At 67.3% G+C, this 22,025-nt stretch carries 21 protein-coding genes; 17 read left to right on the top strand and 4 right to left on the bottom strand.

The window, feature by feature from the left end; translation table 11 throughout:
* Positions 1–22 precede the first annotated feature (22 nt).
* Positions 23–1,072, bottom strand: a complete 1,050-nt coding sequence (locus tag BGO47_RS00950; protein WP_292707455.1) for an enoyl-CoA hydratase/isomerase family protein — start codon at positions 1,070–1,072, stop codon at positions 23–25.
* Between the two features lie 125 nt (positions 1,073–1,197).
* On the opposite strand from BGO47_RS00950, the gene BGO47_RS00945 reads away from it, so the two are divergent.
* Together BGO47_RS00945 and BGO47_RS00940 are read left to right on the top strand one after the other, a co-directional pair.
* Positions 1,198–2,295 (top strand): ABC transporter ATP-binding protein, encoded by a 1,098-nt coding sequence (locus BGO47_RS00945; RefSeq protein WP_292707452.1) that lies wholly within the window; start codon positions 1,198–1,200, stop codon positions 2,293–2,295.
* Positions 2,292–3,110 carry an ABC transporter permease subunit gene (locus tag BGO47_RS00940; protein ID WP_292707449.1) on the top strand — a complete coding sequence of 273 codons (819 nt, stop codon included), beginning with the start codon at positions 2,292–2,294 and terminating at the stop codon, positions 3,108–3,110. Before BGO47_RS00945 ends, BGO47_RS00940 begins: the two co-directional genes overlap by 4 nt.
* On the opposite strand, the gene BGO47_RS00935 is transcribed toward BGO47_RS00940, so the two are convergent.
* Both BGO47_RS00935 and BGO47_RS00930 read right to left on the bottom strand, forming a co-directional pair.
* On the bottom strand, positions 3,103–3,492 hold the full coding sequence (locus tag BGO47_RS00935; RefSeq protein ID WP_292707446.1) for a hypothetical protein: 390 nt from the start codon (positions 3,490–3,492) through the stop codon (positions 3,103–3,105). The genes BGO47_RS00940 and BGO47_RS00935 overlap by 8 nt on opposite strands.
* Positions 3,493–3,657: 165 nt before the next feature.
* Positions 3,658–4,416 (bottom strand): FadR/GntR family transcriptional regulator, encoded by a 759-nt coding sequence (locus tag BGO47_RS00930; RefSeq protein ID WP_292707440.1) that lies wholly within the window; start codon positions 4,414–4,416, stop codon positions 3,658–3,660.
* Positions 4,417–4,542: 126 nt separating this feature from the next.
* Here BGO47_RS00930 and BGO47_RS00925 point away from each other — a divergent pair, with 126 nt between their 5' ends.
* From BGO47_RS00925 to cofC, 15 genes are all read left to right on the top strand, one after another.
* The gene (locus BGO47_RS00925) at positions 4,543–5,622 is read left to right on the top strand and encodes an LLM class flavin-dependent oxidoreductase (protein ID WP_292707437.1); all 1,080 of its coding nucleotides are present in this window, start codon (positions 4,543–4,545) and stop codon (positions 5,620–5,622) included.
* The gene (locus BGO47_RS00920) at positions 5,619–6,584 is read left to right on the top strand and encodes an isoaspartyl peptidase/L-asparaginase (RefSeq protein ID WP_292707435.1); all 966 of its coding nucleotides are present in this window, start codon (positions 5,619–5,621) and stop codon (positions 6,582–6,584) included. Before BGO47_RS00925 ends, BGO47_RS00920 begins: the two co-directional genes overlap by 4 nt.
* Positions 6,581–7,534 (top strand): ABC transporter permease, encoded by a 954-nt coding sequence (locus BGO47_RS00915; RefSeq protein WP_292707433.1) that lies wholly within the window; start codon positions 6,581–6,583, stop codon positions 7,532–7,534. The genes BGO47_RS00920 and BGO47_RS00915 overlap by 4 nt, the downstream gene beginning before the upstream one ends.
* Before the next feature lie 114 nt (positions 7,535–7,648).
* Entirely contained in the window at positions 7,649–8,824 is a 1,176-nt protein-coding gene (locus BGO47_RS00910) for a substrate-binding domain-containing protein (protein ID WP_292707431.1), read from the top strand.
* Between the two features lie 69 nt (positions 8,825–8,893).
* The gene (locus BGO47_RS00905; protein ID WP_292707428.1) at positions 8,894–10,417 is read left to right on the top strand and encodes a sugar ABC transporter ATP-binding protein; all 1,524 of its coding nucleotides are present in this window, start codon (positions 8,894–8,896) and stop codon (positions 10,415–10,417) included.
* Entirely contained in the window at positions 10,417–11,472 is a 1,056-nt protein-coding gene (locus BGO47_RS00900) for an ABC transporter permease (protein WP_292707425.1), read from the top strand. The genes BGO47_RS00905 and BGO47_RS00900 overlap by 1 nt, the downstream gene beginning before the upstream one ends.
* Complete coding sequence (locus BGO47_RS00895) at positions 11,463–11,945, top strand: pyridoxamine 5'-phosphate oxidase family protein (RefSeq protein WP_292707423.1); 483 nt, start codon at positions 11,463–11,465, stop codon at positions 11,943–11,945. Before BGO47_RS00900 ends, BGO47_RS00895 begins: the two co-directional genes overlap by 10 nt.
* The gene (locus BGO47_RS00890; RefSeq protein ID WP_292707422.1) at positions 11,942–12,688 is read left to right on the top strand and encodes an SDR family oxidoreductase; all 747 of its coding nucleotides are present in this window, start codon (positions 11,942–11,944) and stop codon (positions 12,686–12,688) included. The genes BGO47_RS00895 and BGO47_RS00890 overlap by 4 nt, the downstream gene beginning before the upstream one ends.
* Entirely contained in the window at positions 12,685–13,851 is a 1,167-nt protein-coding gene (locus BGO47_RS00885; RefSeq protein ID WP_292707419.1) for a M20/M25/M40 family metallo-hydrolase, read from the top strand. The genes BGO47_RS00890 and BGO47_RS00885 overlap by 4 nt, the downstream gene beginning before the upstream one ends.
* The gene (locus BGO47_RS00880; RefSeq protein WP_292707417.1) at positions 13,848–14,588 is read left to right on the top strand and encodes an amidohydrolase family protein; all 741 of its coding nucleotides are present in this window, start codon (positions 13,848–13,850) and stop codon (positions 14,586–14,588) included. Before BGO47_RS00885 ends, BGO47_RS00880 begins: the two co-directional genes overlap by 4 nt.
* Entirely contained in the window at positions 14,585–15,337 is a 753-nt protein-coding gene (locus tag BGO47_RS00875) for an amidohydrolase family protein (protein ID WP_292707415.1), read from the top strand. Before BGO47_RS00880 ends, BGO47_RS00875 begins: the two co-directional genes overlap by 4 nt.
* 256 nt (positions 15,338–15,593) lie before the next feature.
* Positions 15,594–17,972, top strand: coding sequence for a 7,8-didemethyl-8-hydroxy-5-deazariboflavin synthase CofG (gene cofG, locus BGO47_RS00870; protein WP_292707413.1), 2,379 nt, complete (start codon positions 15,594–15,596; stop codon positions 17,970–17,972).
* Positions 17,969–19,441 (top strand): NAD(P)/FAD-dependent oxidoreductase, encoded by a 1,473-nt coding sequence (locus BGO47_RS00865; RefSeq protein ID WP_292707411.1) that lies wholly within the window; start codon positions 17,969–17,971, stop codon positions 19,439–19,441. Before cofG ends, BGO47_RS00865 begins: the two co-directional genes overlap by 4 nt.
* Positions 19,438–20,451: a glucose-6-phosphate dehydrogenase (coenzyme-F420) gene (fgd, locus tag BGO47_RS00860; protein WP_292707409.1), complete on the top strand. Its 1,014-nt coding sequence runs from the start codon at positions 19,438–19,440 to the stop codon at positions 20,449–20,451. Before BGO47_RS00865 ends, fgd begins: the two co-directional genes overlap by 4 nt.
* On the top strand, positions 20,448–21,104 hold the full coding sequence (gene cofC / locus BGO47_RS00855; protein WP_292707407.1) for a 2-phospho-L-lactate guanylyltransferase: 657 nt from the start codon (positions 20,448–20,450) through the stop codon (positions 21,102–21,104). Before fgd ends, cofC begins: the two co-directional genes overlap by 4 nt.
* Here the strand turns inward: cofC and BGO47_RS00850 are convergent.
* Complete coding sequence (locus BGO47_RS00850; RefSeq protein ID WP_292707405.1) at positions 21,077–21,877, bottom strand: uroporphyrinogen-III synthase; 801 nt, start codon at positions 21,875–21,877, stop codon at positions 21,077–21,079. The genes cofC and BGO47_RS00850 overlap by 28 nt on opposite strands.
* Positions 21,878–22,025 lie beyond the last annotated feature (148 nt).

Raw genomic sequence — 22,025 nt, 5'->3', positions numbered from 1 at the left:
GGATGCCTCTCTCTGAGCCGCCTCAGCTCCACAGCGGCGTCGGCGGCGGGAACGAGAAGGCCTGATCGAGAAGGTCTGCGGGAAGTTCCGCGCCGGGGGCAGGATTCCAGCGGGGTGAGCGGTCTTTGTCGACGAGTTGTGCGCGGATTCCCTCCACCAGATCCGGCTGTGTCGTCCCGAACCAGAGAACAAGCCCATACTCCTGGGCGAGAGCAGCCCGCAGGTTGGGAAGCTTCCGCGCGCGTCTGACCGCCTCGAGGGTCACCGCGAGCGCGGTCGGCGGAAGCGACTCCAGATGCACGGCAGTCTCGCGCGCGGCATCCTCGAGCCGCCCCTGCAGTGCCGAGACGATCTCGGCGACGGTGGGCTGGGCGAACGCGACGTCGATCCACTCCCGCTGCCGGGTCGCGGTTCCGGGAGCCGGTTCTGTCGCGACCGCCTGAATCGCACCGTCGAGATCGGCTCCGGACACCAGGTCAGACAGCAGAGCTTCGAGCCTGCCGCTTGGCACGTGGTGATCGGCCAGACCCGCCTCGATGGCATCGGCGGGCCCGACGGTGTTGCCCGTCAGCGCCAGGTACTCGCCGACTCGCCCGGGGGCACGGCCGAGCAGCCAGGACCCGCCGACATCCGGCGTGAAGCCGATCCGTGTCTCGGGCATCGCGAGCATCGACCTTTCGGTGACCAGGCGGTGGGATGCGTGGCCGGCAAGGCCAATGCCGCCACCCATCGTGATCCCGTCGGCGAACGCGACGATCGGATGCCGATACTCTGCGATCCGGGCATTGAGGGCGTACTCGGCGCGGAAGAAGGCATCGACCTGTTCGGGGCGGTCACCGATGAGCGTCTCGTACAGTCCGCGCACATCACCCCCGGCGCAGAACCCACGATCGCCGGCGCCGCGCAGCACCACGGCCCGAATACTGTCGTCCTTCTCCCACTGATCAAGACCCGCAGCGAGAGCCTCGATCATCTTGAGGTCGAGGGCGTTGAGCGCGCGTGGGCGTTGCAGGGTCAGGATGCCGATCTCACCACGCTGCTCGATCCCAACCGTCGGTGCCGTCGTCTCCACGGTTCCACGGTAGCGATGGGCCGCCGCGAGGGGGGCTCTTCGACCGGCCCCGGGCGTGGTGCCGCATCCGGGAGCGCTCCGTCGGCCAGACTGGTGCGCAATCCACACCCAGGGAGGGGCTCTTCATGCCCGACGGACAGGTTCTGGAGTTCGCGGGGCTCACCAAGCGCTTCGGGACGATCTCGGCGGTCGCCGATCTCACGTGCAGCATCCAGCCCGGACGCATCACGGCGTTTCTCGGGCCCAACGGGGCAGGCAAGACCACGACGCTGCGGATGCTGCTGGGCCTGATCCGCCCGACCTCGGGCTCGGCGACCATCGGCGGGCGCCGCTACGACGAGCTCGCCCATCCGCTGCACACTGTCGGCGCGGTCCTCGAAGCCACCGGCTTCCACCCCGGCCGCACGGGCGCAGCGCACCTGGCCGTCTACGCACAGGCTGCCGGCATCGCGCGCTCGCGCGTTGATGAGGTGCTCGAACTTGTCGGGCTCACGCACGCTGCGGGGCGCAAGGTCGGCGGGTATTCGCTCGGAATGCGCCAACGGCTCGGGGTAGCGTTCGCGCTGCTCGGCGACCCGGGCGTGCTCGTGCTCGACGAGCCCACCAACGGCCTCGACCCCGAAGGCATCCGGTGGATGCGGTCTTTTCTGCGGACTCTGGCGGCAGAGGGGCGGACCATCCTGGTGTCGTCTCACCTGCTCGCCGAGGTGCAGCAGACGGTGGATGCCGCGCTCATCATCTCCGGCGGCCGACTCGTGTTCGAGGGGTCGCTTGCCGACCTCGCCTATCAGGAGGTTCCGGTCACGCTCGTCGACGCACCCGACCGCGGTGCCCTTGTCGCGGCACTGGAGGGTTCCGCGGTTCCGCTCGAGCACCTGCGCACCGGCATCCAGGTGCAGGGCCTCGACGCTGCGAGTGTCGGGGCGATCGCAGCGTCTGCAGGCGTCGCCCTGTCGGCACTGACCGACCGGGGGCCCGCCCTCGAGGAGATCTTCCTCGAGTACGTCAACGGGATAAGGCCCCCGCTGCTGCTGACGGACGACCGACGTCGGCCGACACCCGCGGACGCTGGCGAGGAGCCTGCGGCCGAGACCGTGACTGACCCTGACACCGCCATCACCTCATCGGCTGACGGGATGGGCGAACCCGCAGATTCGCGGGAACCGGTGGAGCCTGACATGCAGCCTGAAGCGAGAGCCGACGAGGAAGGGGCGAACCGATGACCGTCGCCACTGTCACCCGGTCGGAGTTCACGAAGTTCTTCTCGACATCCCTGTGGTGGGTGCTGGGGCTCGTACTCGTTCTCTACATCGCCTTCACCGCGGCCGCGCTCGCGTTCGCGATCGGGGCCGTCGGCAGCGGGATGCTCCCGGGCGAGGGGGCACCGGTTCCGACCGAGGGAGTCGCACCGGTGCTGTATTCGCTGGCCGCAAGCGTCGGATACGTCATCCCCCTCATCCTCGGAACCCTCATGGTCACCTCGGAGTTCCGGCACAAGACCCTGACGGCAACGTTCCTTGCGACACCGCGCCGGGGCACGGTGCTCTGGGCGAAGATCGTGGCAGGCATCGTTGTTGGCGTGGGCTTCGGAGTCGTCGGCGCGCTGTCTTCCGTCGGGCCGGCCGCTGGCCTCCTCGCAGCGTTCGGGGTCGAGACCGACCTCGGCGTGGGCTCGACCTGGGCGCTCATCGCCCGAGTCGTTCTGGCACTCACGATCTGGGTGGTCGTCGGGATCGGCGTCGGCTCACTCGTGCGAAACCAGGTGGCTGCCGTCGTCGGTGTGCTCGTGTTCACTCAGTTCCTTGAGCCCATCGCCCGCGCGGCGGGGGCGTTCGTGTCAGGACTCGACACCGTCACCAACTACCTCCCGGGCGCCGCGAGCGACGCCCTGGTCGGGGCGAGCATCTTCCAGATGGCGGGCGCGGGAACCAGCACGAGCGGACTCGAATGGTGGGCGGGCGGCGCCGTCCTTCTTGCCTATGCCGCGGTTCTGCTGGTGCTCGGCTATGCGCTGAACTGGCGACGCGACGTCAGCTGACGAGGTCGGCGACGTCTTCGGCGGGACCATCGACCTCGAGCCGCAACGCCTGAACGAGCGCTAGCCCGTGGCGCGTCGTGAGAACGATGCGCTGATAGTCCGGGTGTCCCTCGAGGTCGATCACGACGCCGGGACGTCGCCCTCGCACGACGACGAAGTCCTCGCTGCTCGCCGACTTCCGGGTGCCCATCGCGATGACTCCGCGCACATGCGTCCCGGGGCTCGGTACCCCACGGAGCCACGTCCAGACGTCGTCGGTGAGCTGCACCTTAGCGATCGTGCTGCGCGGAATGTCTACATTCTGCCGACGGAATGCAAGCAGACGTTCCGACCCCGACAACGTCACCTCCAGCTGGGAGGAGTCGAGCAGCAGCGTCACCATGAAGCTAGTCTGCCAGCGCCATTCCCGCTCTCACGGGGAGTTTGCTTACAAGCCCGCAACGATCCCTCTGCACTCTGCCTCCACGTGCTAATCGAGACGCCGGCCCCCGATAACGCCCCGTGAGCCAAATGGGGGTATCGCCCTCAAAGTATGGTCTTGGAGCAGTCACCGCGGGAGCCAGACGCGGCGGTCCGCGGTCTTGGTCGGGTGTGACGCGGCGGGGGATTCGGCGAGTGCACCCGCAACGGCGCCGTAGAGAGTCCAGAGATGCTTCACGGTCTCGTTTCGGCTGCGAATGGGGTCGCGCGCCTCGATCGCGTCGATGATCTCCTCGTGCGACTTACTGGAGCGAGAGGCCGACGCGGGGATCGCGAGCGACAGCCGGCGAAACTCACGCAGGCTCGGGACGAGCATCGAGTACATGCGCGTGAGTAGGGAGTTGTGCGAGGCGCTGACGAGCGCGCCATGGAACTCTTCGTCGTACTTCACAAGGTCATCGACCCCGACCGCGTTTCGGTGGGAATTGTTCGCCTCACGCAGTCGGGCAAGATCTGTCTCCGTCGCCCGTTCGCAGGCGAGGCCAGCCGCGGTGGTCTCGACGGCGAGACGCGTCTCGATGAGCTCAGTCACTTCGAACTTGTTCTCCGCTGCCCATTGCGCGAAGGAGTGGACGGGGTCGATGCGACTGCTGTCGACGATGAAGGTACCCAGGCCCTTGCGCACCTCGATCACGCCCATTGCGCGCAGCTTCTGGATCGCCTCGCGCAGCGAGGTTCTGCCTACCCCCAGTTGGCGGGCGAGTTCCGTCTCGATAGGCAGCTGCTCGCCGGGCGCGAGAGTGCCTGCCTGCACCGCCGCGTAAATCTGCTCGGCAATGATGTCGGACAGGGTGCGGCGATCTCGGTCAGCTATCGGTCCGATCACAGCCGTCATGCTACACGCAGCCATTTTTGTGGCACCGGCTCGTTTCAGCCCCCTATGTAAAGCTCGGGTTACAAGTCTGTTTCGCAGATGAATGATGTCGGACAACAGCTCTAGTCTGGAATCTTCATGCCGACGACAAACGACGGGTACATCCTGTCGAAGACCTCGCCGTCGTTCATGCCGTCGTCTGAGCTCAATGTCGCGGTGGCTGTCGAGGCCGAGCGCCGGGGCTTCGACTTCGTGCTCGCGATGACGAAGTTCCGCGGCTACGGAGACGGCGATGGGTTCTGGGACTACTCGATCGACCCACTGGCCCTGTGCGGGATGATCATCCAGGCGACAACCACAATCGGGATCTGGGGTTCGGTAGCCGCTCCGACCATTCACCCTGCCATGGCGGCACGCACGGCGGCCACCTACGACGACGCGAGCGGGGGACGGTTCCGACTCAATGTCGTAGCCGGCTGGAACATCTCGGAATACAGCCAGATGGGACTCTGGCCCGAGAACTACCACGCCGACCGCTACCGCTACACACGCGAGTACATCGCGGTGTTGCGCGGCCTGTGGGAGAGCGGGCAGTACAGCCACGATGGCGAGTTCTTCCATCTCGAGGACTGCATTGCCAAGCCCACACCGGCGAACGGGGTCAAGATCATCGTGCCGGGCCAGTCGACCAACTCGCTGAGCGTTGCTGCTGACCTCGCGGATGTGAACTTCGTGCTCGGCGGGCTCACCGACATCGCTACCGCCCGCGCAGCGCTGCTTGAGGCGACAAAGAACAATGGCCGCGCGGTCGAATCCGCGGCCCTCTACGGGATCATCACCGCGCCAACGGATGCTGAGGCGCTAGACATCGCGAACGATTTCATCGCCCACACCGACTTCGAGTCCGCGATCGCACTCAAGCGAGCCGCATTGACCGACAAGGGCGGCAACGCCGCGCAGCGATGGCTGGAACAGGACGAAGCCACGCGTCCGCTGCCCGGATACCCAGACGACAGCATGCCGGTCGTCGCCCAGGTGCCGGCCTTCTTCCATCCGCACATCATCGGCTCCCACGAGCGGGTCGCGCGCTACCTCGACGCTGTCGAGACGAAGGCCGGCATCACAAGCACCGTCCTATCCTTCCCCGACTTCCGCGGCGACCTGGCGAGCTTCGCCGAGAACGTCATGCCGCGAATGACCACCCTTACCCCAGCATGAGTGAGCAGCACATGGAAGCCGGACAATCACACGACGCGATCGTCGTCGAACACGCGTCGATCCCCGGTCACGGGCCTGTGGCAGTCGTTCACGGCGGCGTCGACATGGAACCGATCGCCATGACCTATGCGACGCTTGAGACCGCAGGGGCCCGCGCCCTCGACGCCTTCGCTGTGGGTGAGGACGGAATCTCCGCCGCGGTGAGCGGTCTTGCCGTCATCGAGGACGACCCTGCGTTCAACGCGGGTCTCGGTTCAGTCCTCACACGCGCCGGCACCGTTGAGACCGACGGCGCCGTCTCCAACGGCTCGACCCACCGTTCGGTCGGCGTCGGCGCCGTGCCGGGACTGCGCAACCCCGCCCGGCTCGCCCACCTTCTTCTGCAGGAGCGAAACGTCGCACTGCTGGTTGGCGATGCCGCGGCCTCGTACGCACGCGCGCACGGGATCCTTCCCGAGGACCTCGTCACGCAGGAACAGCAGGCAGCGCTCATCGAGCTCGGGGACTCTCAACAGAGCGTGTTCACCGGCCGACGTGTGCCGACCGAAACGATCGGATGCCTCACGCTGGATGCGGCTGGCTCTGTCAGCAGCGCCTCGAGCACGGGCGGCCTGGTCGGCAAGCTCCCCGGACGCGTCGGCGACTCGTGCATCGTCGGCGCCGGCTTCTGGACAGACGATCGCTTCGGTGTGCTCTGCTCGGGCTCGGGCGAGGCTTCCATCACGCGACAACTCGCGCGGCGCAGCGCGGACTTGTCCCGCAGACTCGGCGCCGCCGCGGGCGTCCGCGCAGCCCTCATTGACCTCATCGAGACCGCCGGCGCCACCGCCGCAATCGTGCTGATGGATGCGCAGGAACGCGTCGTCGTCACCGCGCACAACGGAAGCAGCTTCCCCGTCGTCATTCAGGCGCCGGGTTGGACCCAGCGCCTCGGCGCGATCGATGCGGAGGTCGCGGCATGACCGCCTTGACGATGACTGCCGGCAGCCGCGCTCGGCGCGTCGCCACCGATCTCCTCTCGACCTACGGGATCTTCATCGCTCTCGCGGTCGTCCTGATCGTCGCGGCGATCATCGCGCCGAATCTGTTCTACCCCGTCAACATCGGCAACACTCTCCGTCGCGCTGCGATTCTTGGGCTGCTCGCGATGGCCCAGATCCTTGTCCTCATGGTGCGCGGGCTGGACCTGTCGGTCGCGGCGATGATGGGACTCACAGCAGTCGCCGTGTCACGCATCTCCGACCCTGTCGCCGCGGTGGCCTTCGCCTTCGCCGCAGCTCTGCTCGTCGGCTCGATCAACGCCGCTCTCGTCGTCGTGCGAAAAGTCCCGGCCTTTCTTGCCACCTTCGGCATGGCGCTGGTGATCGGTGGGGTGCAGCTGATCTGGACGCGCGGCGCCTTCAGCGCGGACTCACCCGACTACCTCGTCGAATTCTCGCGCAGCAGCATCGGCGGAATCCCCTTCACCGCGATCCTATGGATCGCCGTGACGATCGTGGCGACGCTGTGGCTGCGGCGAACCGTCTCGGGTCGGCAGCTGGTCATGTCCGGTGCGAATCCGCGAATGGCGGAGCTGTCGGGCGTTCGCACGGGACGTCTTGTGTGGATCGCGTTCGTTGTGGCGTCGTCGCTCGCGGTTGTCGCGGGGCTCTTGCAGACCGGCTATGCCAGCTACATCGACCGTACGATCGGCGTCGGCATGGAGCTCGACTCCATCACCGCAGCCCTGCTCGCGGGCGCGTCGTTCCGCGGCGGCGAAGGGTCCTTCATCGCAGCAGTCGGCGGCGTGCTGCTGCTGAGCGTCCTGTTCACCCTGCTCATCGTGCTGGGCCTGCCCCCCGAGGTCCAGGGCATCGTCAACGGCGCCGTGCTGATCTTCGCGCTCGTGCTGCGTTGGCCGGGCAAGCGCTAAGAAAGCCGAACACACGTACACCCGAACACCCGAACACCCGAACACCCGAACACCCGAACAAACACAGAGCTCCAGCGGGAACCGCCCGCCGGTCGGCATCAAGAGGAGAACAAGATGAAAATGACAATGAAGGGGCGTGCGCGGCGACTTGCCGCAATCGCAGGCGCGGGCGCCATGCTCGTAGGACTCGCCGCCTGCTCCAGCGATGCGCCGGAAGACTCGAACGCCACCAGCGAGGCGACGACGATCGAGTTCGACGCTAACGGTCGCCCCATCCTGGACGACGAGTACTCCCTCCAGGTCGCCGCTGCTGCCGGCGTCGAGGTCGATACGACAGCTTTCAAGAAGGAGCCGCCGTACACCATCGCTGCTGTCGTCCAGGGCCCGACCAACGGGTGGGGTACGACCTTCGACGCCGTGATGCTCGACGCCTTCGAGTCCTCCGGCAAGGTCAAGGACCTCATCTACGTCCCGTGGGAGTTCAGCACGGAGAACCAGGTCAAGGGAATCCAGGACGCGATCGCTGCCAAGGTCGACGCGATTCTCCTCACGTCGCTCTCCCGCGCCGGCCTCGTCTCGGCCGTCGAAGAAGCCGAGCAGGCCGGCATCCCTGTCGTCACCTGCCTCGCGGGCGTGCAGTCGGATGCTTACACCGCCGAAGTCAGCCGGGACATCCCGCTGATGGGCTTCGCAACCGCCGACGACATCGCTCAGCGTCTGGACGGTAGCGGAAAGGTGGTCATGCTCAACGGCATCGCCGGTGCCGACGCCGCCGAGTTCTGGCGTTCCGGAGCCCTTGCTGCCTTCTCTCAATACCCCGACATCGAGATCGTCAGTGAGCAGTACGCGGACTGGGATGCGGCGAAGGCGCTCGAGGTGATGCGCACTGTCGTTGCACAGAACCCTGACGTCGACGCGATCTGGGTGGGTGGCCTCGAGATGGGCCCCTCCGTCGTCGAGGCATACGACGAAGCTGGTGTGGAGCTGCCGCTGATCGCCGGCACCAACCCGACCAACGGGTTCCTCCGCATCGCCATCGACGAAGACATTGAGTTCTCTGCTGCACCGTTCCCTCCGGGCGCTGCGCAGGAATGCGTGAACACGGTGTTCAACGTCCTTGACGGCACCCCGGTGCCCAAGTACACCGATGTGATCGACGTCATGGACGGCGTCGCTCCGTACACCGAGAAGGATGCGGAGAAGTACTACGAGCCTGCATTCAACGACGACTTCGTCGGCCCGAAGGTCGCCGCTGACGAGGTCTACATCAACGCCGGCTTCGGCCGCTGACCGGATCATCCGAGCGGCGGGTCCAGCCCGCCGCTCGGATGATCGCGAGAAATCCCGAGAGGAATGCGCATGACGACGGACGCAATCGCGATCGCGCTCAACGCGGTATCGAAGACGTACGGCCCGGTGGCGGCGCTCGATGGGGTGTCCCTGGAACTGCGTGCCGGGGAGATCCACGCGCTCATGGGCGAGAATGGCGCCGGCAAGTCGACGCTCCTCAAGATCCTTACCGGCATCGTCAGACCGGATGCCGGGACCGCCGAGCTCTACGGCGCGCCGCTCGATCTTCGACAACTCACCGCGAAGCGGGCGCGAGCGGCAGGCATCGGCATCGTGCACCAGGAGTTCTCCCTCATCCCCTCGATGACCGTCGCCGAGAACATCTTCCTGGGCGTCGAAGACGCCCGAGGCGGGATCCTCAACACCCGCGCGATGACCGCGCGGGCCCAGGAACTCCTCGACCGCGTCCACGCGAACGTATCGCCCGACACTCCGGTCGAGCAGATCGGCGTCGCGCAAGCCCAACTCGTCGAGATCGCGAAGGCCATCGCCAGTGACGTGCGCGTGATCGCCCTGGATGAACCTTCCGCGGTCCTCTCGGGCCGAGAGCTCGAGTCCCTTTTCGCCGTCGTACGCGGGCTGGCCGCGAGTGGCGTGGGAGTGCTTTATGTGAGCCATCGCATCGACGAGGTCTTCGACCTCTGCTCGCGTTACACCGTCCTGAAGGACGGGCGAAACAGCGGGTCCGGAGTCATCAGCGAAACGACGCACGACGACCTGGTCTCCCTGATGGTCGGGCGCAGCGTCACTCAGCTCTTCCCCACATCGAATGCGACACCCGGCGCCGTCGTGCTCGAGGCGCGAAACCTCGACGTCGAGGGCCTCGCTGCACCCGTCGACCTTGAGCTGCGCGCCGGTGAGATCGTTGGTATCGCAGGACTCCAGGGGTCGGGACGAACTCGGCTCGCGCGCGGAATCTTCGGCGATGTCGCCGTGTACGGCGGGACCCTTCTCGTAAAGGGGGCTCCCGTCACGCGCCGCGGGGCCTCGGGCGCGATGTCAAGCGGCATCGCCTACCTCCCCGAAGACCGCAAGCACCTCGGCCTCGCGCTCGAGAAGCCCGTGCGGATGAACATGTCGATGTTGGCGTGGAGACGTCTGCGAAAAGGCGGGCTGATCGGCGGTGCCGCCGAGCGCTCGCTCGTGCGAGCCGGCATCGAGCGCCTCAGCGTGAAGACCCAGCCCGGCGGCACCGACATCGTCGGCCGCCTCTCCGGCGGGAACCAGCAGAAGGTCGTCATTGCGAAATGGCTGGAGATGCTGCCTGAGGTGATCATCTTCGACGAGCCGACGAGAGGGATCGACGTCGGCGCCAAAGAACAGATCTACCGCATCATCCGCGATCTTGCTGACAGCGGGAAGTCGGTTCTCGTCATCTCCTCAGAGCTCATCGAGGTGCTCGGCCTGTCCGACCGCATCCTCGTGATGGCAGACGGTCGCGTCGTCGGCGAGCTCCCGGGACACACCTCGACGGAAGAGGACGTCATGCAGCTCATCGTCTCCAGCAGGGTCGCCGATACGGAGGTAGCGTGATGCAACGCAGGTCGAAGACCGCCAAGATCCTGGATCAGGCGGCGAGCAACGGATTCGCCGTGTGGGCGGTCGTGCTCGTCATGTTCGTGCTCGCGCTGTGCTTCGCGAGCGGTTTCGGCACACCCGACAACCTCAACAACGTGAGCCGCCAGGGGGCGGCGATCGCGCTCCTCGCGTTGGCGCAGTTCATCGTGGTACTCACGGGCGAGGTGGATCTCTCGATCGCAGCCAACGCCCGACTCACCGCGATCGTCACAGCGATCCTGATGAACGGGGACAACTCGAACCTCGTCCTCGCTCTGGTAACGGCGATTGGTATCGGTCTGACGATCGGTGCGTTCAATGCGCTCCTGGTCGTCGTGTTCAGGATCGAATCGTTCATCGCGACTCTCGGCGTCTCCGCGATCGTCGCAGGCCTCGCCCTCTTCATCGCGCCGACTCCCCAAGGCCGCAGCGCCCCGCTGCTGAGCGACTTCTACTCGGCGCAGGTCCTCGGCGGACCCTACCTCGTGGTCGTCACCGTCGTCATCGTGTGGGTTCTTGCTTGGTTCATGCTTCGTCGCACCGTGTGGGGCCGGCACGTCTACGCGACCGGCGGCAACCCGCACGCGGCCAATCTCAGCGGCATTTCGACCGCGGGGGTGCGCACCTCGACCTACCTCGTCGGCGGCGTGCTCAGCGCGCTCGCCGGGGTCGTCATCCTCGCCGGCACGGGAATCGGCGATAACAGCGCGGCATCCGGTCTCGAGTTCACGGCCCTCGCGATTGTGGTGATCGGTGGCGCCAGCCTGGCAGGTGGCCGCGGCACGCTCATCGGTCTGCTCGGCGGCGTGCTGCTGTTCGCGATGATCGGCAACGTCTTCAACCTGCTGCGCATCGAGGTCTGGTATCAGCAACTCGTACGCGGCCTGATCATCCTCATCGCCGCGGCTGTGTTCGTCGATCGCGTCAAAGGCGGACGCGTGCGGCGGCGGGCTGCAAGGCCCAGCGGCAATCCGGACGACGCAACCCAAGACCCCACACCCACCACCGAAGGAGCCCCAACATGGCGATGACCAGCAACGAGGGCCGTGGCATGACCCCGGCCGAACGCGACGAGTTTCTCACGACCACCAAGATCTTCGCGAAGATCTCGACCGTGAACGAGAACGGCGTGCCCTCCATCAGCCCGGTCTGGTACACGTGGGACGGCGAGTCGTTCCTGATCATCAGCAAGGAGCGCACCGGGATGGTCAAGAATCTCCGGCGTGACCCACGCTGCGGCCTGCTCATCGACAATCCGACCCTCCCATACAAGCGTCTGAGCGCCCAGTGCGAGGTCGAGTTTCTGGAAGACTTCGACGTCATCGAGCCGATGACCGAAATGATCCTGCGCTACCTCGGTCCGGAAGGCATGACGTACGGCGAGAGCACCTTCCAGTTCCCCCGCGTGCCGTTCCTCTTGCACCCCGTCAAGATGACGACGTGGAACGGCGGCGGCTTTGATCGCACCTTCACGCGCGACACCGTGTGGACGGAAGTCAAGTGACCGGAAGGCTTGAGGGGAAACGTACGCTCATCACGGGTGGCGGCTCCGGCATCAACTTCGCGATCGCGAAGCGGTTCATCGAGGAGGGCGCCATCGTGTCGGTCGCCGACCTGAACCCCGAACGGGCGCAGGCCGTCGAGGCGCTCGGCGGTCGGTTCGCCGTCGTCGACGCGGGCGACGTGGCAGGTGTCGAGGCGTGGGTCGCCGCGGAGGCCGAAGCCCTCGGTGGTCTCGACGTCATCGTCGCGGGGGCCGGCTACGAGCTCGTCGCGAACGCACTCGAACTCACGGTCGAGCAATGGGACGCCCACATGGCGGTGATGCTGCGCGGCCCGTTCGTGCTGTTCAAGGCGGCCATCCCACACCTGATCGCCGCCGGAGGAGGCTCGCTCATCGGGCTCGGTTCGAATCTTGCATTCGCCGGCTTGAATAACTTCACGTCCTATGTGCCCGCCAAGCACGGCCTCATCGGCCTGATGCGCGTGCTCGCCATGGACTTCGCCAAGGACGGCATCCGGGCCAACGCGCTGTGCCCGGGCGTCATCGACACGCCCCTCGTGCGACGCCAACTCGACGTGCCGAACGCCGACGAGTTGCTGGCGTTGTGGAAGTCGGGCAGCTTCTTCAACCGGCTGGGCAAGCCGGAGGAGGTCGCCGCCGGCGCCGTGTTCCTGGCAAGCGACGAGTCGAGTTTCGTCACCGGCTCCGCGTTGATGGTGGACGGCGGGTATACGGCGCAATGACACATATCCCGGGCGAATCAGCCTCAGACCTTCTCCTTCGCCTCGTCGAGATCGACTCCCGCAACCCGTCGATCACGGCGGGGAGCCCGGGGGAGGAGCCTCTCGCCACATTCGTCGCTGATTGGCTGACGGCTGCGGGGATTCCGGCCGAGGTGATCCCGGCGGTCGACGGTCGGCCGAACGTGCTCGGCGTTCTGCCGGGCACGATCGGCACGACCGTCATCTTCGAGGCGCACCTGGACACGGTCCCCGGCGGTCCGGCGATTCGGATAAACGGTCGGCGACTGAGCGCCCGAGGCGCATGCGACGCGAAGGGGAGCCTCGCGGCGATGATGGTGGCTGCGGCCCGGATCGCGACGAAGGACGGTCCGCATCCCACTGTCGTCGTCGCCGGGGTCTGCGATGAGGAGTACATCATGCGCGGGGCGGTCGCCCTCGCCGACCGGCTGCCCCCGGCCGACCTGCTGGTCGTGGGCGAGCCGACGTCTCTCGTGCCGGCCCGCGCGCACAACGGCTTCATCCGCTTTGAGGCGACAGTCATCGGCCGCTCCGCGCACAGCTCCCGCGCTGAGCTCGGCGTCAACGCGATCGAGAAGGCCGGGCAGCTACTTACACAGCTCGAGGCGACGCTGATCGCCGAGCGGCGGGATCACCCCGGCCATGAGCTTGCCGGCAAGGCACTGCTGTCCGCGACGCTCATCACCGGGGGGCTCGCGCCCAACATCGTGCCGGACCGGTGCACCATCACCTTCGACCGGCGGGTCTCGCCGGGGGAAGACCCGAACGTGGTGCTCGCCGAGATCCAGGCCGCCATTCGTGGCTACGCCGCCGAGATCGATGTCGAAGTCGAGCTGCCGGCACCGTTCGTGTCGCTGCGCGGTTTCGAGACGCCCGCCAGCAGTGTGGGCGTCTCAGCCGTCGAACGTGCCGCGAGCGCCGTGCTGGGTCGAGCGGTCGAGGCGATCGGTGTGACCTACTCGACCGATGCGTGCGCCTTCCAGGTGCGCGACGATCTACCGTGCGTGGTCTTCGGTCCCGGTTCGATCGACCAGGCGCACACCGACGACGAATGGGTCGACCTCGACGAGGTCAACCTCGCCGCCGACATCTTCGAGCGCGTCGCGCTCGAGCTCACCGTGTCAGAAGAAAGAACCGCGGAATGATCATCGACTTCCACACCCACGTCGACGAGGCCGAAGCCTTCGGCTGGATCGACCCGCCGGAGAAGATCGTCGGGCTGCTCGACGAAGCCGGGATCGACAAGGCCGTCATCATGACGTACACCGATCTGCCCGGGATGAACGCGGGGGCGCTCGACTACATCGTCCGCGCAGCCGAGAAATTCCCGGGTCGTCTCATCCCTTTCGTGCGGCTCAACCCGAACTACCGCGAGCAGATGCCCGCGCTCATCGCTGAGTCGGTGGCCCGCGGTGTGCGCGGTATCAAGCTGCATCCGACGACGACACTCGCGCACCCTGCCGGTGACGCGACGCTCGATGTGCTGCGTCTGGCTGGTGACGCAGGCCTGCCCGTGCTCTTCCACTGTGGGGACGATCCCTACACGACGCCGCAGACGCTCGCACTTGCGGCGGCCGCCGCACCCGAATGCACTCTCGTCTTCGGCCATATGGGCGGCTACGCGCACGTCGAGGACGCCATCGCAGCGGCTCAGGATCATGCCAACATCGTGTTGGAGACATCCGCGATGCCCTACCCCGCTCTCATCGCCGACGCGATCGAGAGGGTCGGTGCTGAGCGTGTCATCTTCGGGAGCGACGGGCCTGGATGTAACCCGAAGCTCGAACTCGCGAAGATCAGGGGCCTGAACCTATCAACGGAACATGAGCAGGCGGTCCTGGGCAGGAACGCCGCACGTCTACTCGGTCTGGAGCAGCGATGATCGACGCACTCGCAATCGTCGGTGAGAACCTGTTCGGGAAGTCGCTCGATCTCGACGCGCATCTTGCCCGGCTCGCGGAGCTGAACGTCGCGGGCGCGGTCGTCGCTCCCGCACGTGCACGCGACTACCTCTTCCCGCCGGCGAACGACCGACTCGCTACTGCCGTCTCCGGCCGCGCCGACGTACGCTGGCTCGCCAGGGTCGATCCCAACCAGGGCGAGTTGGCCATCGACGAGCTGCGCCGATGCGCGTCCAACGGTGCCGCGGGCGTGTACTTGGACCCCGGCGAAGACGTGTTCCGTGCGATCGACGCCAGCCCGATCGTCGCTGCGGCCGCGGCGCTAGGCCTGCCAATCGTCATCGTCGCCGGGGTGCCCCTACGGGCAGAGCCGCTCCAGTTCGACGATCTGGCCCGCGCGGTGCCGGATGCGACGATCATCTTGACCTCGGGTGGACAGGTGAACGTGTCCGGGCTGAGCATGACCGACGCATGGCTCGCGCTGACCCGGAATCCCCGACTCCATGTGCTGTCCAACGGCGAGTATCGGCAGGACTACCTTGAGCGCCTCGCGAATGAGCTAGACCCGCGCCGACTTCTCTTCGCCTCTATGGCACCCGTGCACGAAGCCGGCTTCGAAGTCGCCAGGATCCGCAGTGCCGCGTACGGCGCGGCCGAGCGCGCGTTGATCGAGCACGGCAATGCGGCGCGGATCTTCGGTTTGCCCAAACTCCCCGTCCTCACCGGATGAGCGGGATCCCCCGGGGCAAGCTCGGAGTTCAGTTCTTCACGCCATCCAGGTGGGGTATCTGGCCCACATGCGCGACGGCAGATCTCGTGCTACGTACCCGACAACGCCGAGCTCCGGAACTGCGCGACCGACGTGCACAGCTGTCGATGCGACCGCGCATCCTCGACCTTCCCCACGGCCAGCATGATGACAAGCCCGCAACGATCCGACGTCATTGGGACGCCGAGTACCCCGGCGACGGTGCAACACTGGGGTGGTGGGCACGCTCAACCGAACACCGACCCGCCCCGCTGCCGTGAGCCTCGCCGACGTCCTCTCCCGCGCGGCGGCTGACGACCACCTCACCCGCGAGGATGTGATCGCGGTGCTCTCCGCGCGCGGCTCTGAGCTGGATGCCATCCTCGATGCTGCCGGCGAGCTGCGCGACCGCGGCCTGCGTGAGGCGGGGCGCGCAGGGATCTTCACGTACTCCCGCAAGGTGTTCGTCCCGGTCACCACCCTGTGCCGGGACCGCTGCCACTACTGCGTGTTCGTTGATACCCCCGGACAGCTGCAGCGCGCCGGCAAGCCGGTGTTCATGAGCCCCGAGCAGGTGCTGGCCGTTGCCCGAGCCGGCCAGCGTCAGGGCTGCAAGGAGGCGCTGCTCACGCTCGGTGATCGCCCCGAGGAGCGGTGGCCCGAGGCCCGTCGCTGGCTCGACGAGCACGGGTTCGCCTCGACGCTCGACTATGTCGCGTACGTCGCGAACCTCATCACGACCGAAACGGGGATGCTCGCGCACCTCAACCCCGGCGTCATGACTGCCGACGAACTGCAGCGCCTGCGCCCGTTCGGCCCGTCGATGGGCATGATGCTCGAGACGACATCCCGTGAGCTTTTCGAGACGCCGGGGCAGGTGCACTACGGCTCCCCCGACAAGGATCCCGACATCCGGCTTCGGGTGATCGAGGATGCCGGCATCCAACACATCCCGTTCACGACCGGCATCCTGGTGGGGATCGGCGAGACAATCACCGACCGCGCCGAATCTCTGCTGGCGCTGCGGGATGCGCACCGTCGCCACGGCCACCTGCAAGAGATCATCGTGCAAAACTTCCGCGCCAAGCCCGGGACCGCTATGCGCGACGCCGCGGATGCCGAGCTCGAGGAGTACGTCGCCGCCGTGGCGGCCGCGCGCCTGACGATGGGCGCGAACGCTCGCATCCAGGTTCCGCCGAACCTCAGCGACCCAGCCGAGTTCGCGCTTCTCGTGCGTGCTGGAGCTGACGACTGGGGCGGTGTCTCACCCGTGACAGCCGACCATGTGAACCCGGAACGTCCGTGGCCCCACCTCGATGATCTGGCGGCGCGCACCGCCGAGCTCGGGTTCGAACTGCGCGAACGCCTCACCGCGCACCCCGAGTACGTCAACGACGCCGCAACCTGGATCGCCCCGGAAGTGCACGCTGCGGTCGCCGCTCTCGCCGACCCGGTGTCGGGGCTTGCCGCAGCTGGCACCACCCCTGCCGCTTCGAGCGCGACGCGACGTTCCCGCGGCAGCTCGGTTGAAACCCTCGTGACGGATGCCTCGACAGACCCGGCATCCGTCGCCGACGAGGACTGGGAACGACTGCTGACGGCGACCGGCGCAGACCTCGACGCCGTGACACGCGCTGCAGACGATGTGCGCCGGTACACGACCGGCGAGGCGATCAGCGTCGTCGTCAACCGCAATCTGACAACGTCCGGGCTGCGGGCCAGCGTGAGTGACGACGACCGCGACCGCGACACGTTCACGCTGGCCGATGTGGCCGAGATCGCTCGGGATGCCGCTGACCTCGGCGCCAGCGAGCTGTGCGCGCAGGGCATCATCCCGATCGAGGCGGATGCGTACCTCGAGCTTGTTCGCACGGTGAAGGATGCCGCGCCCACGCTGCACCTGCACGCCTTCCGCCCGCAGGATGTCTGGGACTTCGCGACTCGCAGCGGACTCTCGATCGACGATGCCTACCGTGCGCTCAAGGCCGCGGGAGTCGATACCGTGCCGGGCACGGGCGTCAAGGTGCTGCACGACGGCATCCGCGCTCGGGTCGCCCCCACCGACCTCCCTGTCGACCAGTGGCTCACCGCGATCCGCGCCGCGCACGCCGCAGGGCTGCGATCGACATCCGTGCTGTTCTACGGCCACGTCGAAAGCGCCGCCGACCGGATCGCGCACCTACGCACTCTTCGCGACCTGCAGCGCGAGACTGGCGGATTCACCGAGTTCGTGCCGATCCCGCTCCCCGGATACGGCGTGCCGCTCGTCGCGGACAGGTCACCGATCGATGAGCATCGCGCGATGGTCGCCGTCTCGCGGCTGCTGCTGTCAGGGGCGATCGCGCACGTTCAGGTGCCGTGGCCGCGGCTGGATTCTGCCACGATTCCGGTGCTCCTGCGCTCGGGCGCCGACGACCTCGGCGGCACACTCCTCGATGGTCGGGTCCTCCCCCGCGCCGGGGTGGAGCACGGCCGCGAACTTCCCCTGTCTGAGGCTGACCGTATCGCCCAGCACCTGCTGCGGCCCCTCCGTCAGCGCACGACCGACTACCGGGATGCCCGCCCGTCACAGCGCGCGCACGACACCGCCAGCCACCGAACGCGGGAGCGGCGATGACCCCCGAGCACGAGGTCGTGATCGTCGGCGCGGGCTTTGCGGGTCTTGCCGCGGCGATGGAGCTCGAGGCCGCCGGAGTCACCGACGTCGCGATTCTCGAGAGGGCAGGCGACGTCGGCGGCACCTGGCGCGAAAACACCTACCCGGGCGTCGCGTGCGATGTGCCGGCTCACCTCTACGCACTCGCACGACACCCCTGGCCGCACTGGTCGCGGGAATTTGCACCGGGAGCCGAGATCCAGGCCTACCTCCGACGGGTCGCCGCCACGACCGGGATAGACCGTCGCATCCGGTTCGACACCGCCGTGCTCGAGGCCCGCTGGGACGACGACGGCTGGGACCTGCAGACCACCGGCGGTGGTCTGCGCGCACGGATGCTCGTGCTCGCATGCGGCAGGCTCACGGAACCGTCCCTGCCCGAGGTACACGGACTGGCAGCCTTTCCTGGACCGATCGTGCACTCCGCGCGCTGGGATTCCGAACTCGAGCTCGCGGGAACACACGTCGCTGTCGTCGGTACGGGCGCGAGCGGAGTCCAGCTCGTCCCCGAGCTCGTGCGCCGTGGCGCCGAGGTGACACTGTTCCAGCGTTCCGCAGCCTGGATCCTCCCCCGCGGCGGCAGAACCTACACGGACGCCGAACGAGAGCGGTTCGCGGCGCACCCGGAGGTGCTCACCGCGCTGCGCGAGGACCTCTTCCGCGAGGGTGAGGCTCGCCATGCCTCGCGCGCCGGCGATGCAGCTGCGGCGGCTGCGGCATCCGACCAGGCGCTGGCGCATCTGCACGCCCATGTGTCCGACCCGACACTACGCGAGTGGCTCACCCCCGACTACGCATTCGGATGCAAGCGGGTCCTGCTCTCCGACGACTTCTACCCAGCCGTGGCCTCGGATGCCGTCACTCTCGAGCCCTCGGCCCTTGCCCGAATCGATGGCGCCGCCCTCGTTGCCGCGAGCGGGCGGCGGCATACCGTGGATGCGGTCGTTCTTGCGACGGGGTTCAGCGCGACGCGTCAACCCTATGCCGAGCTGGTCACGGGCGAAGACGGCATCTCCCTCGACGAGCACTGGGCCACCGGCATGTCCTCCGCCCTGTCGACAGTCGTGAGCGGATTCCCAAACCTGTTCATCCTCAATGGACCCAACGCGTCCCTCGGTCACAACTCATCGATCCTCATGCTGGAGGAGCAGGCAGCGTACGCCGCGCGAACGATTGCCGCGGCCCCGGCAACTGCGACTTTGCGCCCCGACCCGGCCGTCGAGCAGGAGTACACCCGCATGATCGTGCGACGCTCGCGCGAGACCGCATGGGTGTCAGGCGGATGCCGCAATTGGTACGTCGACGAGCGGTCTGGGCGCCTCACGCTGCTGTGGCCTGGCACCGTGACGCAGTTCCGCGACCAGCTCCGCGGGGCCGACGGCACCGAATTTCTGACTGAACCCGCTACCGAAAGGAGCACCACGCCATGACCACTCCCCTGCGCCTGGGATACAAGGCATCCGCCGAGCAGTTCGGACCGAACGAGCTCGCCGATTTCGCGGTGGATGCCGAGCACGCCGGCTTCGACTCCGTCTTCGTCTCCGATCACCTGCAGCCGTGGATGCACGAGGGCGGCCACGCACCGGCTGCTATCCCGTGGCTCGGCGCCGTCGGCGCACGCACATCCCGGATCCTCCTCGGCACGTCGGTGCTCACCCCCACCTTCCGCTACCACCCGGGCGTCGTAGCGCAGGCTTTCGCGACCCTCGGCGTGATGTATCCCGGGCGCATCATCCTGGGTGTCGGCACCGGCGAATCCCTCAACGAAGTGACCCTCGGCATCCCGTGGCCCGAACCACCCGAGCGTTTCCGTCGCCTCAAAGAGTCGCTGACCCTCCTGAACAAGCTCTGGACCGGCGAGCGCGTCAGTTTCGACGGCGAGTTCTGGCAGGTGCGGGATGCGACGATCTATGACCGCCCCGACACCCCCGTGCCGGTCTATATCGGTGCGGCGGGCCCGGCCGCCACGCGCCTGGCAGGTCGCGTCGCCGACGGGTTCATTACGACCAGCGGCAAGGACCCGGCGCTGTACACCGACACGCTCCTCCCGGCTCTCGATGAGGGACTGGAGAAGTCGGGACGCACGCGCGATGACATCGACACGCTCATCGAGGTGAAGGTCTCGTACCACCCCGATCCCGCCGAAGCCCTCGAGCGCACCCGGTTCTGGGCACCGCTCGCGCTCAGCCCCGACGAGAAGGTCGGCATCCACGACCCCATCGAGATGCAGCGACGGGCCGCTGAACTGCCCATCGAGCGCGTCGCGAAGCGATTCATCGTCTCCTCCGACCCCGACGAGCACGTCGACCGCATCGTCGAGGTCGCCGAGCGCGGCTTCCGCCACCTCGTGTTCCATGACCCCGGGCACGACCAGGCGGAGTTCATGGAGCGCTACAGCCGCGACATCCTCCCCCGCCTGCGCGAACGTCTGGATCCGTGAGCGGCTGGACGCTGGTCATCCCGGTGCGCGGCGGCGCGGGAAAGAGCCGCCTCGACGTGCCGGGCGTGGATCGGGCGGCACTGGCACGCGCGATCGGGCTCGACACGATAGCCGCAGCGCAGGCGTGCCCGGCCGTCGCGCAGGTGGTGGTCGTGACCGCGGATGCCGAGATCGCGCGTGAGATTTCGGATGCCTGCATCGTCGTCACCGACCCCGGAAGCGGCTTGAACGACGCGGTGCGGGCGGGGCTTGCGGTGACGGATGCCGCTGCACCGCGAGCGGCGATGCTCGGCGATCTTCCCGCGCTTGACACCACGGACCTCGAGGCGGTTCTCGCGGCGGCGGGACGGCACGAGATGGCGGCACTGCCAGACGCCGAGGGGACCGGGACGACACTCATCACACGCACGATCGCTGGGGAGCTCATTCCGGCGTTCGGGGAGAACTCCTTTGCGCGCCACTGCGCAGCAGGGTTCGTCGACCTTGCCCGCGAGATCGACACCGGCTCAGGACAGCCCGCGGTCTGGAGCGCACGCCGGGACGTCGACACTCTCGATCAGCTGCACGAAGCCGAGCAGCTCGGCCTCGGCATCCGGTCGACTGCACTTATCCAGCGCAGCTCCGGTCAGGGCGCAGCTTCGTCGGTGGCGTAAAGCAGCGGAAAGCGCGCAACGACCTCGATGAGAGCGTCGACGGTCTGTCGATCGGCGACCCCGTCGACGATGAGACCGGCGGCCTGCGCGTCGGTCGCGGTTCGCGGACCGATCGCCGCCAGCACGGTCGAGGGCGGAATCTGCGGGAACTGCTCACGGACCTGCTCGGCCACCGAACCGCTCGTGACCAGAATGGCGTTGATCCGACCGCTGCGCACGTCGTTCGCGATGCGCTCGGTCACCGGAACCCCGACCGTGCGGTAGGCGACCACGCTGCGCACGCGGTGGCCGGCTTCTGTGAGCATCCCGGTCAGAACGGGCTTGGCCGTCTCGCTACGCAGGGTCAGGATGTCGCGCGGCTCTGGCTCGAGGCCGATCAGCTGCTCGGCCAAGCCCGCTGCGGAGTTGTCGAGGTCCGGCACGAGATCCACGCGATACCCGACAGCTTGGAGCGCGGCCGCGGTCGTTTCGCCGACGGCGGCGACCTTTGTCTGCGGCGGGATCACGGCCCGGTAGGCGTAGAGGACATCGACGGTGGTCGCGCTCGTGAGCGTCACCCAGTCGAAGTCCCCCGCCGCCAGCGCGGTCAGAGCTGACTCGAGTTCTGTGTGATCGGTCGTGGGCGCGAAGTTGATCAACGGGGCGATGACGGGAACGGCGCCCTGACGGCGCAGGGTCGCGGCCACGGAGTCTCCCCACGGGCCGCCCCGGGGGACCAGAACGCGCCACCCGGCCAGTGGCTTGGCGGCGGTATCTGACGCTACTCGGTTCATGATCGACTCATCGATGCGGAATCGACCGCCCGACGTTCGAGCAGCCGAACGACGTGGCACCGGGGGTCACGGTGCGGGAGTATCCACGTCGTCGGCAGCTTCCGCATCATTGCGCTGCCTGTTGTCCGAGCATAACCCCCTGACTCGC

Source organism: Microbacterium sp. 67-17, from assembly GCF_001898325.1.
Lineage (GTDB): Bacteria > Actinomycetota > Actinomycetes > Actinomycetales > Microbacteriaceae > Microbacterium > Microbacterium schleiferi.
Note: the sequence above shows the minus strand (reverse complement) of the source record. Positions and strands in the feature narration are given on the sequence as shown.